Consider the following 14,904-nt stretch of genomic DNA (forward strand, 5'->3'; position numbering starts at 1 on the left):
AATCCCCGCGAAATCACTTCGCGAGGATTGCTTGCGCTTCAGGATGGGCTTGAACCAACGACCCCCTGATTAACAGTCAGGTGCTCTAACCAACTGAGCTACTGAAGCAGTGTTGTGTTGCAATATACTATGTTGTGCGCTTCAGGATGGGCTTGAACCAACGACCCCCTGATTAACAGTCAGGTGCTCTAACCAACTGAGCTACTGAAGCAGTGCTCGCCTCGAGGGGTGTGCCCTCTTGACTTTAGCGATGCAAAATTACACTTAATATTTGAACTATGCAACCTTTTTTGAAAAAAAATCTTTCATTAAATGATTTTTTGACTTTTTGATTGTTCAAGTGTTATAATTATTGAGTAATTTTACAACCACGTTTTCAACTTCAATCCCAATTCCGACATGAAGAAACTGACCCTTTTAGCGGCCTCTCTGGTATTGCTGTCACTTCTTGCCTCGGCGACGACACGCAGCAAGAAGAGCGACATAGCACGCAATCTCGATATATTCAACGCGATATATAAGGAATTACAGACGTTTTATGTAGACTCAATCGACGCCGAAAAGTCAATCAACACTGCAATCGGCGCGATGCTCAACGACATCGACCCCTACACGGAGTATATCCCCGCCAAAGAGCAGGAGCAATTTCGCACCATGACCACAGGCGAGTATGCCGGCATCGGGTCGATGATACAGCAGACGCCCGAGGGAGTCATTATCTCTGAGCCTTATGAGGGGAGCCCTGCCCATCAGGCCGGACTGCGCCCGGGCGACCTCATAGTGATGATTGACAACGACTCGGTGAAAGGCTGGACGTCGGAGAAGGTCAGCGCGCATCTCAAAGGTGCCAACGGCTCGATGCTGCGCGTGACGGTAGACCGCCCTTATGTCGAGGACTCGATACTCTCGTTTGACATCAAGCGTGCCAAGATACAGATACCTTCGGTGCCCTACTCGGGAATGTTGCGCGACGGCGTGGGATATATAAGTCTCAACACATTCTCGGAGAAGAGCTATCCCGAAGTGCGCGAGGCTCTCGAGCGACTCATCAAGGATGGAGCCAAGGGCATAGTGCTCGACCTGCGCGGCAACGGCGGCGGATTGGTGGAGAGTGCGGTGCAGATACTCGGGCTGTTTCTGCCCAAGGGCACCACAGTGCTGAGCACCCGTGGCAAGGGTGTGCTCAACGAGAAGGTCTACAAGACCTCCGTGCAGCCTGTCGACACCAAAATACCGCTGACAGTGCTCATCGACGGTGCGTCGGCATCTGCGGCAGAGATCGTGACCGGAGCCGTCCAGGACCTGGACCGCGGCGTGGTCATTGGCAACCGTTCATTCGGCAAGGGCCTCGTGCAGTCCACCCGTCAGCTCCCCTATGACGGTCTGCTCAAGGTGACCATAGCAAAATATTATATACCCTCGGGCCGACTCATACAGGCCATCGACTATTCCCACCGTAATCCCGACGGATCGGTGGCGCGCATACCCGACTCGCTGACCACGGTGTTTCACACGGCCGGCGGACGTGAGGTGCGTGACGGCGGCGGCATCACGCCCGACATAACCATCGAGCTCCCCGACGTGAACCGCCTGACATACAACGTGGTGAGAGACAACTGGGCATTTGACTTCGCCAACCGCTATGCGGCATCGCACACGTCGATACCCTCGCCCGAGGAGTTTGTCGTGACCGACACCATCTATGAGGAATTCAAGAAGTCAATCGACCCGACCCGCTTCAACTATGACAAGGTGTGTGAGAGCGCGGTGGAGCAACTGCGCGAGATAGCCAAGGCCGAAGGCTATATGAACGACTCGACCTCGGCTCAGTTTGACGTGCTTGCCGGGATGCTCAAGCACGACCTCAACCGCGACCTCGACATCAACCGCAGCAACATCTCGCCCTATCTGGCAGGTGAAATCGTGCGCCGCTATTATCATCAGAAGGGCGAAATCATCAACTCGCTGCGCGAGGACAAGACCGTCGACTCGGCCGTCACCGTGCTGACAACTCCCCGCTACACGGAGATACTCGGGAAGTAACGGCCCTATCCGGTCCTCAACGCAAGCGTTATCCAATCCATGACTTTACAGGAACTCAGCGACAGATTTCTCTCCTCGCCGCGCGGGCAGGCTCTACGCAAGGCTCTTGCGGGACGCACACGCATAATCTCGGTGTATAATCTCGCAGGCTCGGCCCCGGCAATGATGCTCGGCGCGCTGCCGGCGCGCAAGGTGCCGACAGTGGTGGTGGCCGACTCGCTCGACGATGCGGGCTATATGTATCACGACCTCACAAGGATACTGGGCGAGGAGAAGGTGGCGATGTTTCCGTCGGGCTACAAGCGCGACATCAAGTATGGCCAGCCCGACGCGCCGTCGCAGATACTCCGCACCGAGGCCCTCAACCGCTGGCATTCGTCCAAGGCTCCGCAATATGTGGTGACCTATCCCGAGGCTATGGCCGAGAAGGTGGCCTCGCGCGAGACTATAGACGACCACACCATACGTCTGGCCACAGGCTCGGAACATGACCTCACAGAGATAATCAGATGGCTGAGAGACAACGGATTCAACGAAGTCGACTATGTGTATGAGCCGGGGCAGTTTGCATCGCGAGGCTCCATACTCGACATCTTCGGCTACAGCAGCGAGCTTCCTCTGCGCATCGACTTCTTCGGCGACGAAATAGACTCGATACGTCTCTTCAACATCGAGACACAGCTCTCGGAGCAGAAACTCGACCACACCTCCATTACCTCGGGCATAGCTGCCGAGAATGCACAGGGCGAGTCGCTGCTCGACTATGTGGACCCGTCGACGCTCTTTGTGATGCGCGACGCAGGCTACACGGTGAGCCGCATACGCGCCATAGCTGCCGAGGAGTTCTCGCAGAGCGCGATAATCGCGGGCGAGGGCGACACCGGAGCCATGAGCCAGGTGATAGACGCCGAAGAGTTTGACAGGCATCTGGCCACATTCCGCCAAGTGAGATTCACCGCGGGCGCGCAGCCCGACGGCGAGGCCGGCGCGACAATCGACTTTGGCTGCACGCCGCAGATAATCTATCACAAAAATTTTGACCTCATCGCCGACTCGTTCACTGGATTTCTCGGCGAGGGCTACACCATATATATATTAAGCGACAGCGAGAAACAGATTGAACGTCTGAAAGCCATCTTCGCCGACCGCGGCAACGACATCACGTTTGCCCCGGTGACGCCGACCCTCCACGAAGGGTTCAGCGACAAAGGGCTGAAGATGTGTGTGTTTACCGACCATCAGATATTTGACCGTTTCCACAAATACACACTCAAGAGCGACCGTGCCCGCTCGGGCAAACTCGCGCTTTCGCTCAAAGAGCTGAGTGCCATCGAGCCGGGCGACTACATAGTGCACGTCGACCACGGCGTGGGCCGGTTTGCCGGACTGCTGCGCACCAATGTCAACGGCCGCACACAGGAGATGATCAAACTCGTCTATGCCAACGATGACATCATCTTCGTGTCGATACACGCCCTGCACAAGCTGGCCAAATATCGCGGCAAGGAGGGTGTGCCACCAAAAATCAACAAACTCGGCACCGGCGCGTGGAACAAGCTCAAGGAGCGCACCAAGAGCAAACTCAAGGACATAGCCCGCGACCTGATACGCCTCTATGCAGCCCGCAAGGAGGAGAAAGGCCATGCCTTCGCGCCCGACAGCTATCTGCAACAGGAGCTGGAGGCATCGTTTATCTACGAGGACACCCCCGACCAGTTGACAGCCACCAAGGCCGTCAAGGCCGACATGGAGAGCCCCAAGCCTATGGACCGCCTGATATGCGGCGACGTAGGTTTCGGCAAGACCGAGGTGGCGATACGCGCCGCCTTCAAGGCTGCGGTCGACGGCAAGCAGACGGCCGTGCTAGTGCCGACGACAGTGCTCGCCTATCAACACTTCCGCACATTCTCCGAACGTCTCAAAGAGTTGCCCGTGAGGGTCGACTATCTCTCGCGCGCACGCACGGCCAAGCAGGTCAAGCAGATAGTCAAAGAACTTGCCGAGGGGAAGATAGACATCCTCATCGGAACCCACAAAATCATCGGCAAGGAGGTGAAATTCAAGGACCTCGGGCTGCTCATCATCGACGAGGAGCAGAAATTCGGCGTGGCCGTCAAGGAGAAACTCAAGCAGATGAAGGTCAGTGTCGACACTCTGACCATGAGCGCGACCCCCATCCCGCGCACCCTCCAGTTTTCACTCATGGGAGCGCGCGACCTCTCGGCCATCAACACCCCTCCGCCCAACCGCTATCCCATCATCACATCGGTCAACGCCGGGAGCGACGACATCATCAGCGAGGCGGTCAACTTTGAACTGTCGCGCAACGGCCAGGTGTTTATAGTCAACAACCGCATCGAGGGGCTTTATGACCTCGAGGCCCAGGTGAAACGCCTTGTGCCCGACGCACGCATCATTGTGGGGCACGGCCAGATGCCTCCCGAGAAACTCGAGAAGGCCATCATAGACTTTGCCAACCACGACTATGACGTACTCATAGCCACCACCATCATAGAGAGCGGTATCGACATGCCCAATGTCAACACCATCATAGTTAACAATGCGCAAAACTTCGGGCTCTCGGAGCTCCACCAGTTGCGCGGACGCGTTGGGCGCAGCAACCGCAAGGCTTTCTGCTATCTGCTGGTGCCGCCGGGGCTTCCGCTCACACCGGTGGCACGCCGCCGCCTCCAGGCCATCGAGAGTTTCAGCGAACTGGGCAGCGGCATACACATAGCCATGCAGGACCTCGACATACGCGGGGCCGGCAATCTGCTGGGTGCGGAACAGAGCGGATTTATAGCCGACCTGGGCTATGAGACCTATCAGAAGATACTCAAAGAGGCCGTGACCGAACTGCGCACACAGGAGTTTGCCGAGCTCGACAAGGCCGAAACGCTCGAGAGCGCGCAGGAGGAGTATGTGGCCGACTGTGTAATCGAGAGCGACATGGAACTGCTCCTCCCGGCCGACTATGTGCCCACCGAGAGCGAGCGCATATCGCTCTATCAGGAGCTCGACGGCATAGAGCGCGAGAGCGACCTGCTGGAGTTTCGCTCGCGCCTGACCGACCGTTTCGGAGCCATACCGGAGGTCACGCTCGAACTGCTCCGCATCCCTACCCTGCGCCGTCTGGCACGCCGCCTTGGCATCGAAAAAGTGGCTCTGAAGCAAGGCAAGATGTTCACTTATTTCGTTGACGACAACAACAAGGCTTACTACCAAAGCGAGATGTTCGGACGGATGGTGAACTATCTCACCTCCAATCCACGGCGCGTGCAGATACGCGACAAGAACGGCAGGAAATCATTTGCGTTCCTCAACATCCCCTCGGTGGAGACCGCAGTGGCGATACTACAGAGCATTGTGGATTTTAAAGCATAGAAGTGCGTATAGTTTAAAGGAGAAAGGTTAGAGGGCCAACCGATTCACGACTGAGCGGCAAGCCTGCCAAGGATTGAATAATTACTTAATCGGCTTGCCAGGAATTACTAATTACTAATTACCAATTACTAATTGCTAATTGACAAAAGGATGCTGATAAAGACTTATGGAGCCGCGGTGCAAGGCATTGACGCGCTGATAGTGACTATAGAAGTGGCCGCCGAGAAAGGGGTGTCGTTTGCACTCGTAGGCATGGCTGACACAGCCGTGAGGGAGAGCCACGAACGAGTGGTGTCGGCCCTGACACAGAGCGGATATTCGTGGCCGCGACGCCGCACGGTGGTCAATCTCTCGCCGGCCGATGTGCGCAAGGAGGGAGCAGCCTATGACCTGCCTATCGCGCTCGGTATTCTTGCTGCATCCGAACAGATAAAGTGTATACACCCGCTTGAGTCATACATGATTATGGGCGAGCTGTCGCTCGACGGGTCGGTGCTGCCCATACGCGGCGTGCTGCCGATGGCTATCAAGGCGCGCGAGATGGGATTCAAGGGGATGATAGTGCCGCGGGCCAACGTGTCGGAAGGTGCCGTGGTCAATAATCTTGACGTATATGGCGTGGGGTCGCTGGGCGAAGTCGTGGAGTTTTTTACCGGCAAACGAGAACTTGAGCCGACAGTGATAAACACGCGCGCTGAATTTGCCTCGGCCGCCACACATTTTGACTGCGATTTCTCGGAAGTCAAGGGTCAGGAGAGCGTGAAGCGAGCCTTTGAAGTGGCGTGTGCGGGCGGTCACAATCTGCTGATGGTCGGTCCGCCGGGGGCAGGCAAGTCGATGATGGCTAAACGTCTGCCCACCATACTGCCTCCGCTCACACTGTCTGAAGCCCTCGAGACCACCAAAATACACTCGGTGGCCGGACGTCTGAAAAGCGGCGCGCGCCTCATGACCGCCCGCCCCTATCGCGCGCCCCATCACACCATCAGCCCTGTGGCTCTTGTGGGCGGCGGCTCCAATCCGATGCCGGGAGAAATCTCGCTCGCACATAACGGCGTGCTGTTCATGGACGAGTTTCCCGAGTTTTCACGCCAGGTGCTGGAGGTGATGCGCCAGCCGCTCGAAGACCGCCATATCACGGTGGCAAGAGCAAAATACAGCATCGACTATCCGGCCGGATTCATGCTTGTGGCGAGCATGAACCCGTGTCCGTGTGGCTATTACAACCATCCCGGCAAGGAGTGCACCTGCTCGCCGGGAGCCGTGCAGAAGTATCTCAACCGCATATCCGGGCCGCTGCTTGACCGTATCGACCTGCAGGTGGAGATACAGCCGGTGAGTTTTGACAGCCTCGTATCGAAGGCTCCGGCCGAGGGGAGCGAGGCCATACGCCAACGGGTGATGAAAGCACGACGCATACAGGCGCGGCGATTCGCACAGGAGCGACACATACACTGCAACGCACAGATGAACCACCGTCTGCTCACGCTCCACGCTTCGCCCGACCGCGAGGGGATGCAACTGCTGCGCGACACCATGACACGGCTCGACATGAGCGCGCGTGCCTATGACCGCATACTGAAAGTGGCGCGCACCATCGCCGACCTCGACTATGCCTCACGCCCCGGCTTTGACGAGACCGACGAGGCCACCCTCACCGCCGCAGCCGGAGCCCCGGTGCTCAGCGACCACATCTACGAGGCCCTCGCCTACCGCAACCTCGACCGCGCCTCATGGGGCAAAAGCTTCGCGCAGGAGATTTAAGCCGCCTGCTTAAGACGGAGCTGAAGCTCCTGCGCTGAAACAAAGCCTGCGGGAAATGAGATGATGCTCGGAAGCCGAGGCGTTACTGCAAGAGGAGACAGAGGCTTTCTTCCTTTTTGTTTTAGCATCGAGCTTCAGCTCGTATCCATTATTTTTCAATCAATGACTCCCTAACCTGTCTCAACTATTCCTTACCATGAGCAAGCAGCAGATACAACGCGCGGCATGGCATGACTACCGCTCGCGATGCATTTATATGATTACTATCACCAAGCGTTGGGACCAGCCCCCTTTCAGCTCGCTTGTCGGCGATTACAGGCTTCCGACAGGCTCGCCGGGATGCTCGTCAACGGCCATGACTCCTCTTGGCTCGATAATACAACAGGCCATAAGACATCTACCCTGTCATGAACCGGCTATAAAGCTGCTCCAATATTCAGTGATGCCCGACCATGCGCACATACTGCTGTTTGTCACTCGCCCAACCGCCGAGCCGATAGGGGCGGCTATAGCCCGAATGAAGGCGGAAATAAACCGGTCGTGGGGCTATGGCAGCGTCTTCAACCCCGGATTCAATGACCAGATACTCAAATCATCGCGCTCTCTACAGACTCTTTATGACTATATTCGCGACAATCCACGACGACTGGCAGTAAGACAGGCTCTGCCCGACTTCTTCAGGCGGGTCAGGAATATTACAATCAACGGGAGGAGGTGTCAGAGCTATGGCAATCAGTTTTTGCTGAGGTGTCCGTTTAAGGAGCAGGTAGTGGTGCACAGGGCCGATGATGAGGCCACAAGAAGGGTCATGAGGGAGAGGTGGCTCTATGCGGCGGCTAACGGCGGGGTGCTCGTGTCGCCGTTTATCTCGCCGGCCGAGAAGGCTGTACGCGCCGAGGCGGAGGAGGCCGGCGGACGCGTGATACTTATCAGCAACAACCCGTTTGCCGAACGTTACAAACCTAATGTCCGCGATTTTGACCTCTGTTGCCGTGGGCGGCTGCTGATCGTGACTCCGGCAGGCGGGGAATGGGCCGGCGAGAAGGTGTCGCGCGAGGTGTGCCTGGCCATGAACGCGCTGGCGGCCGACATCTATGCCGCCGGAGCGTGATGTTCAGGATTTTTTGTTATCTTTGCAGTCATGGCAAGGAATTTACTGGGCCGCTATGTGTGGCTCATCGACACTATAAGACGCTTCGGCTCAATCAGGCGCGATAAGCTCAATGAGCTATGGGCCCGCTCGCCCTACTCGGACGGGGAACCGCTGCCACGACGCACGTTTTACAACTATCGTGCGGCTATCGAGGAGCTGTTTGCTATCACTATCGAGTGTGATCCGACTACGTATGAATACAGCATCGCCTCGGGCAACGACCGCCAGGAGGGTGTGACCGACTGGCTGCTCAACTCGGCTGCCATGAGCAATGTGCTCTCGACGGTCTCGGATGTGTCGGACCGCATATTTCTCGAAGATGTGCCCTCGGCTCGCACTTATCTGTCGCAGGTGGTGTCGGCTCTGAGAGAGCACCGCACGGTGTTGTTTACCTATCGGCCTTACACACGCTCGACCCCTACGCACGGGGTGGCCGTCGAGCCTTATTTTCTGAAGATTTTCCGCCAGAGGTGGTATCTGACCGGACGCAATGCGGGCGACGGCAAGGTGAAGACCTACGCACTCGACCGTATGGAGGATGTGACGGTGAGCGACGGGACGTTTGAGCCCGACCCGACATTTGACGCCGAGAGTTATGTGCGCGATACTTTCGGCATAGTTTTTTCGCAAGGCGAACCCAAGGAGGTGGCCCTGCGCACCGACCCGCGCCAGGCTAAGTATTTCCGCGCGCTGCCGCTGCACCACTCCCAGAGAGAGGCGGTGCATGATTCTTACTCAATATTTTATTACCGTCTGCGCCTCACGCCCGACTTTGTGCAGGAGCTCCTTTCGCTTGGACCGAAAGTGACTGTCATCTCGCCTCCCGAGCTGCGGGCCATGGTGAAGACGTCGCTGCGCGAGACGCTCGCGCTCTATGAGGACACGCCTCAGGGCCAGGGTATGTCGGGGACGCCAGAGTAGTGGTTGAGTCCGCGGGCGAGGATGAAGAGATAGTCGCTGAGGCGGTTGATGTAGCGAATCACCATGGGGTGGACGTATGCTCCGGTGTCGGCGAGATCGAGGACTTCGCGCTCGGCACGGCGACACACTGTGCGGGCTACGTGGGCCACGCCGGCTGCTATGGTGCCGCCGGGAAGTATGAAGGTGCGCTGGGGTGGCACGGAGGCGTCGAGCCGGTCGATGGCGCGCTCTAGGGCTTCGATGTCGGCCTCGGTCACGGCCGGCTGCTTGAGGTCGGAGGGGAGTGGCTCGTCGGGCCCAAGCTGAGGCGAGGGGGTGGCGAGATAGGCTCCGAGGCTGAACATCACGGCGTTGACGCGCAACAGGAGTGTGCTGTCCTCGGCTGCGGCCTCTATGTCGCGGACGTGGGCCTGGAGGAGTCCGATGTGGGCGTTAAGCTCGTCGACCGAGCCGTAGGCTGTGACACGGGGTGAGTTTTTGGCTACACGTGTGCCGCCGACAAGGGCAGTGGTGCCGTTGTCGCCCGTGCGGGTATAAATCATACTTTTCTTCATGATTGCAAAAATACACCATTTTTTCGTAAATTTGCCAGGCCAGAGAGAATTTTTACTCAGCTTCGCTGAAGGTTATGAGTTTATAAGGTTATGAGTTTATAAGTCTTTCTTGTAATCTCATTCCTTATTCTGCCCGGCTGACGGTCATGAGCAGTTTTGCCGGTCGGCTCTCTCCGGATGACAAGAGATATATAACTGAGTTTCAATCAATCATATAACAAACAACAGAATACATATGTTTTCAGGAATAGTAGAAGAAGCCGCCCGCGTGGTGGATGTTGTGAGCCGTGACGGCAATATTGACCTTAAAGTGGCATGCTCGTTTGCCAATGAGCTTCGCATCGACCAGAGCGTGGCCCACAACGGTGTGTGTCTGACCGTGGTAGACCTCCCCGGCGACGGGACTTACACCGTCACTGCCATACAGGAGACTCTCGACCGCAGCAACCTCGGCCTGCTGCGTCCGGGCGACCGCGTGAATCTCGAGCGGTCGATGCTTATGAACGGACGCCTCGACGGCCATATCGTGCAGGGCCATGTCGACACCACGGCCGTGTGTGAGAGCGTGGAGGATGTCGAGGGCAGCAAATACTTCAAATTTACCTACGAGGTGAGCCGCGAGATGGCCCGCCAGGGCTATATGACCGTCGAAAAAGGCTCGGTGACGGTCAACGGTGTGAGCCTCACGGTGTGTGACTCGACCCCGACATCGTTTCGTGTGGCTATAATCCCCTACACCTTCGAGCACACCAACTTCAACGCCATCGTGCCGGGGACAAGAGTCAATCTCGAGTTTGACATCATCGGCAAGTATCTCGCCCGTCTGGCTTCGCTGTAAAAAAGAGGGAAAATCGCGCCCTCATGTGTCTTATTTCACACATTTACATAAACTTTTGGGTGTAATTGCAATAAAATTCGTATATTTGCACCTCACAACCGACGGGGTGTGGAGCGTCCCGTCATGTCAAACCGAAAAATTCAAATACTTAAATCACTTTAATACACTACTTTAACACAATGCAAAGCAAAGGATCTTTGGGAAGTGTTGTTGCCGGTGTGATAGCCATCTTCATGGTGCTCATCTGCCTCTTCTACCTTTCTTTCACCGTGGTGACCAACCACTGGGAGGGCAAGGCCGAGGAATATGCAGCCACCGAGGCAGCCAAGGACAACAACTCTCCGGAAACTAAACGTAAAGCCTATAGCGAGTACATCAAGAACATCGCTAACGAAAAAGTTTATCTCGGCTACACTTTCAACGAAGTACAGAAACTCGCCGTAGGCCTCGGTCTCGACCTCAAGGGCGGTATGAACGTGACACTTCAGGTTTCCGTTCCCGACATCCTCCGCTCGATGGCCAACTCGGAAGGCAACCCCTACTTCAACACCGCCATCGCCAACGCCGACTCGGTAGCCCGCGTCAACAAGAGTGCCGACTATATCGACATATTCTGCAACGAATACCGCAAGCTCGACCCGCAGGGCGACCTCTCGGTTGTGTTCAAGGACCAGGTGAAACGCGGCGAGAGCTTTGACGCAGCCAAGAACTCGCTCAAGCAGGAGGTAAAAGACCGTGTGAGCAGCTCGACCAACGTGCTCCGCACCCGTATCGACCAGTTTGGCGTCGTTGCCCCCAACATCCAGGAGCTTGAAAAGGACGGCCAGATATTGCTCGAACTTCCGGGCGTGAAAGAGCATGACCGTGTGCGCGAGCTTCTGAAATCGAGCGCGAACCTCGAATTTTACGAGACCACCCCGTTCAACGAAATCTCGGGTGTGCTCCAGCAGCTCGACAACACCCTGCGCTCCGACTCGGCCAACAACGGCAAGGGCCTCTTTGATTACTTCCTCCAGGTAGGCAGCCCCCGCAGCATCGTAGGCGTGGGCATGGCTTCGGAGACTGCACGCGACACCATCGACGCCATCCTGGCATCGCCCGCCGCCAAGCGTATCCTCCCCAACAACCTCAAGCTCGCCTGGGAATTCAAGCCCCAGATCGTGCAGATCGACGACTCGGTACGCGGCAAGCGCAACCTCGCCATCTATGAGCTCGTGGCTCTCAAGACCACCAACGGCAAGCCCGCCCTCTCAGGCGACGTAATCACCCGCGCCACCAGCGAGTATGACCCCCAGCAGGGCGGCAACTATGTGTCGATGACTATGAAGCCCGAGGCCGCTCGCATCTGGGCCCGCCTCACCGCAGCCAACATCGGCAAGCAGATAGCAATCGTGCTTGACGACCACGTATATTCGGCCCCCAACGTCAACGGTGCCATCGAGGGCGGAAGCTCGTCGATCACCGGCAACTTCTCGACCGACGAGGCCAAGGACCTTGCCAACGTGCTCAAATCGGGCAAGATGGCCGCCAAGGTCGACATCATCTCCGACACCGTAATCGGTCCATCGCTCGGCGAACAGGCCATCCACGACGGTCTGTGGTCGTTTGTGATAGCTCTGGTGCTCCTGATGGTGTTCATGTGTCTGTTCTATGGCCTCATCCCCGGACTCATCGCCAACGTCGCGCTGATATTCAATATCTTCTTCACCTTCGGCATCCTCGCCTCTTTCCAGGCAGTGCTGACCCTCTCGGGTATCGCAGGTATCGTGCTTGCCCTCGGTATGGCAGTTGACGCCAACGTGCTCATCTACGAGCGCGCCAAGGAAGAGCTCCGCGCCGGCAAGAACATCCGCACCGCCATCGCTGACGGTTATGCCAACGCCTTCTCGGCCATCTTCGACTCCAACCTCACCTCTATTATCACAGGTGTAATCCTCCTGCTCTTCGGCACAGGCCCAATCAAGGGCTTCGCCACCACCCTTATCATCGGTATCATCTGCTCGTTCTTCACCGCCGTCTATCTGACCCGTCTCATCTATATGCTCTGCGGCAAGACCAAGGCTTTTGAGAACCTCACATTCTCGACCCCTCTGAGCAACAAGATGTTTACCAACACCAAGTATAACTTCCTTGGCGCACGCAAGGTGAGCTTCACTGTAGTGGGCATCTTTGTAGCCGTAATCGTCATCAGCCTCTTTGCCCGCGGTCTCAACCAGGGCATCGACTTCTCGGGCGGCCGCAACTATGTGGTACAGTTTGACCATCCCGTCAAGACCCATGAGCTCGACGCCAAGCTGACCCCGCTCTTTGACGGCGCACAGCTCAGCGTAATCACCATCGATGACGACACCAAGGTGCGTATCTCGACCAACTACAAAATCGACTCTGACGAAGAGGGTGTGGACGAGGAAATCACCAAGATACTCTACGAAGGACTCCAGGGCGAGCTCAACGGCATGAGCATGGAAGACTTCTCGACCACCAACGAGAATGTCGGCATCATGTCATCGCAGAAAGTAGGCCCGACCGTGGCCAACGATATGCGCACCGACGCCTATATCGCCGTCATCCTCGCGCTCATCGCCATGTTCTTCTACATCCTCCTGCGTTTCCGCAACGTAGCCTTCTCGGTAGGCGCGCTTGCAGCCGTAGCGTTCACCGCATTCACTATCGTAGGTTTCTACTCGCTGTTCTGGGGCGTATTCCCCTTCGCAATGGAGATTGACCAGTCGTTTATCGCCGCTATCCTTACAGTAATCGGTTATCAGATCAACGACACCGTGGTAGTGTTTGACCGCGTACGTGAGAACGTAGGACTCTATCCCAAGCAGAACTTCTTCGAGACCATCAACTCATCGATCAACTCGACCCTCGGCCGTACAGTGATGACCTCGTGCTCGACACTCCTCGTGCTCCTGTGCATCTTCATCCTCGGCGGCGATGCCATCCGCTCGTTTGTATTCGCAATGATATTCGGTGTGATTATCGGTACATTCGCCACCATCTACGTGGCCGCTCCCGTAGCCTACCTCACCGATGCCCGCCGCAACAAAGGAGCCAAGGCATAAACAAGACCGTATCATTATAATTTAGAAGATACAAAAGGACAAAAGTTTCAAAAGAAACAAAAGTTTTTAAATAGCTACACGTGCTTTACATGTAATTAAAAACTTTTGTTTCTTTTGAAACTTTTGTCCTTTTGTATCTCTTCTCTTATAGTATAAAAAAGTCAAAGGAGCCTATCAGTGCAATTATAGGCTCCTTTGACTTTTTTATCTAAAGAATTATTCGAGATAGCCGAATGATTTGAGTTTGTTTTCGCGGTTACGCCAGTTTGGCTCGACTTTGACAAACATTTCGAGGTAGACACTCTTACCGAAAAATTTTTCAATGTCTTTACGGGCTTCGACACCTACTTTCTTGATCATCGAGCCCTTGTGGCCGATTATGATACCTTTCTGCGAGTCTCGCTCTACATAGATGACGGCCATGATGTGGATGGAGTTTTCTTTCTCTTCAAATTTTTCCACTATGACCTCGACCGAGTAGGGGATCTCCTTGTCATAGAGCAGGAGTATCTTCTCGCGGATGATTTCGGTGACGAAGAAGCGGGCCGGCTTATCGGTGAGCGCGTCCTTGCCGAAGAAGGGTGGCGAGACGGGCAAGAGCTCGACAATGCGCTGCATTAGATTGGCGACGTTGAAGTTTTCCTTGGCCGACACGGGGAATATCTCGGCCTTGGGCAGAATGGTCTGCCAGCGGGCGGTAAGCTCTTCGAGCTGAGACTGCTCTTTCACAAGGTCAATCTTGTTGATGACAAGGAGCACTGGGATGTTTTCCTTGGCAACCTTGGCCAGATAGTCGGCGTTTTTGGCCGGGTCCTCAACCACATCAGTGACGTAGACGAGCACATCGGCGTCGACGAGCGCGCCTTCGCTGAAGTTGAGCATGCTCTCCTGGAGCTTGTACTTGGGTGCGAGCACTCCGGGGGTATCGGAAAACACGATCTGATATTCGGGAGTGTTGACTATGCCCATTATGCGGTGACGGGTGGTCTGGGCCTTGGAGGTGATGATGCTGATGCGCTCGCCCACCAGCAGGTTCATGAGGGTCGACTTGCCTACGTTGGGGTTGCCCACGATGTTGACGAAGCCGGCTTTATGCTGTTGTTGCTGTTCCATGTTGAAAGTTGATTAGACGTTTACCGATAAAACAAAAATAGCATCTGAAAAGATGCTATTTTTGTG

9 protein-coding genes and 2 tRNA genes are annotated in these 14,904 nt (G+C 55.9%); 7 read left to right on the forward strand and 4 right to left on the reverse strand.

Annotation, left to right across the window (positions count from 1 at the left end):
- Positions 1 to 34: 34 nt before the first annotated feature.
- Both QGT73_RS01475 and QGT73_RS01480 read right to left on the reverse strand, forming a co-directional pair.
- Positions 35 to 108, reverse strand: a tRNA-Asn gene (locus tag QGT73_RS01475).
- Between the two features lie 29 nt (positions 109 to 137).
- Positions 138 to 211 (reverse strand) — tRNA-Asn (locus tag QGT73_RS01480).
- A 188-nt stretch (positions 212 to 399) separates the two neighbouring features.
- On the opposite strand from QGT73_RS01480, the gene QGT73_RS01485 reads away from it, so the two are divergent.
- The 5 genes from QGT73_RS01485 to QGT73_RS01505 all read left to right on the forward strand — a co-directional run bounded on the left by QGT73_RS01485 (position 400) and on the right by QGT73_RS01505 (position 9,265).
- Positions 400 to 2,043 (forward strand): S41 family peptidase, encoded by a 1,644-nt coding sequence (locus tag QGT73_RS01485; RefSeq protein WP_280121121.1) that lies wholly within the window; start codon positions 400 to 402, stop codon positions 2,041 to 2,043.
- Positions 2,044 to 2,082: 39 nt separating this feature from the next.
- Positions 2,083 to 5,427 (forward strand): transcription-repair coupling factor, encoded by a 3,345-nt coding sequence (gene mfd, locus QGT73_RS01490; protein ID WP_280121122.1) that lies wholly within the window; start codon positions 2,083 to 2,085, stop codon positions 5,425 to 5,427.
- A 150-nt stretch (positions 5,428 to 5,577) separates the two neighbouring features.
- Complete coding sequence (locus QGT73_RS01495; protein ID WP_280121123.1) at positions 5,578 to 7,191, forward strand: YifB family Mg chelatase-like AAA ATPase; 1,614 nt, start codon at positions 5,578 to 5,580, stop codon at positions 7,189 to 7,191.
- A 196-nt stretch (positions 7,192 to 7,387) separates the two neighbouring features.
- Complete coding sequence (locus QGT73_RS01500) at positions 7,388 to 8,302, forward strand: hypothetical protein (RefSeq protein WP_280121124.1); 915 nt, start codon at positions 7,388 to 7,390, stop codon at positions 8,300 to 8,302.
- A gap of 30 nt (positions 8,303 to 8,332) precedes the next feature.
- Positions 8,333 to 9,265: a helix-turn-helix transcriptional regulator gene (locus QGT73_RS01505; RefSeq protein WP_280121125.1), complete on the forward strand. Its 933-nt coding sequence runs from the start codon at positions 8,333 to 8,335 to the stop codon at positions 9,263 to 9,265.
- On the opposite strand, the gene QGT73_RS01510 is transcribed toward QGT73_RS01505, so the two are convergent.
- Positions 9,232 to 9,819 (reverse strand): cob(I)yrinic acid a,c-diamide adenosyltransferase, encoded by a 588-nt coding sequence (locus QGT73_RS01510; RefSeq protein WP_280121126.1) that lies wholly within the window; start codon positions 9,817 to 9,819, stop codon positions 9,232 to 9,234. The genes QGT73_RS01505 and QGT73_RS01510 overlap by 34 nt on opposite strands.
- A gap of 235 nt (positions 9,820 to 10,054) precedes the next feature.
- Between QGT73_RS01510 and QGT73_RS01515 the strand changes: the two genes are divergently transcribed.
- Complete coding sequence (locus tag QGT73_RS01515) at positions 10,055 to 10,657, forward strand: riboflavin synthase (protein WP_123616740.1); 603 nt, start codon at positions 10,055 to 10,057, stop codon at positions 10,655 to 10,657.
- Positions 10,658 to 10,836: 179 nt separating this feature from the next.
- Positions 10,837 to 13,725 carry a protein translocase subunit SecD gene (secD, locus tag QGT73_RS01520; protein ID WP_280121127.1) on the forward strand — a complete coding sequence of 963 codons (2,889 nt, stop codon included), beginning with the start codon at positions 10,837 to 10,839 and terminating at the stop codon, positions 13,723 to 13,725.
- Positions 13,726 to 13,941: 216 nt separating this feature from the next.
- Here the strand turns inward: secD and era are convergent, their stop codons facing one another.
- On the reverse strand, positions 13,942 to 14,838 hold the full coding sequence (gene era / locus QGT73_RS01525) for a GTPase Era (protein ID WP_280121128.1): 897 nt from the start codon (positions 14,836 to 14,838) through the stop codon (positions 13,942 to 13,944).
- Positions 14,839 to 14,904 lie beyond the last annotated feature (66 nt).

Origin of the sequence: Duncaniella muricolitica (genome assembly GCF_910574735.1) — a bacterium.
Lineage (GTDB): Bacteria > Bacteroidota > Bacteroidia > Bacteroidales > Muribaculaceae > Duncaniella > Duncaniella muricolitica.

Excerpts from the sequence above, each read along its gene's own strand:
- mfd (WP_280121122.1), top strand. The coding sequence starts at position 2,083 with ATGACTTTACAGGAACTCAGCGACAGATTTCTCTCCTCGCCGCGCGGG.
- era (WP_280121128.1), bottom strand. The coding sequence starts at position 14,838 with ATGGAACAGCAACAACAGCATAAAGCCGGCTTCGTCAACATCGTGGGC.
- QGT73_RS01510 (WP_280121126.1), bottom strand. The coding sequence starts at position 9,819 with ATGAAGAAAAGTATGATTTATACCCGCACGGGCGACAACGGCACCACT.
- secD (WP_280121127.1), top strand. The coding sequence starts at position 10,837 with ATGCAAAGCAAAGGATCTTTGGGAAGTGTTGTTGCCGGTGTGATAGCC.
- QGT73_RS01515 (WP_123616740.1), top strand. The coding sequence starts at position 10,055 with ATGTTTTCAGGAATAGTAGAAGAAGCCGCCCGCGTGGTGGATGTTGTG.
- QGT73_RS01495 (WP_280121123.1), top strand. The coding sequence starts at position 5,578 with ATGCTGATAAAGACTTATGGAGCCGCGGTGCAAGGCATTGACGCGCTG.
- QGT73_RS01500 (WP_280121124.1), top strand. The coding sequence starts at position 7,388 with ATGAGCAAGCAGCAGATACAACGCGCGGCATGGCATGACTACCGCTCG.
- QGT73_RS01485 (WP_280121121.1), top strand. The coding sequence starts at position 400 with ATGAAGAAACTGACCCTTTTAGCGGCCTCTCTGGTATTGCTGTCACTT.
- QGT73_RS01505 (WP_280121125.1), top strand. The coding sequence starts at position 8,333 with ATGGCAAGGAATTTACTGGGCCGCTATGTGTGGCTCATCGACACTATA.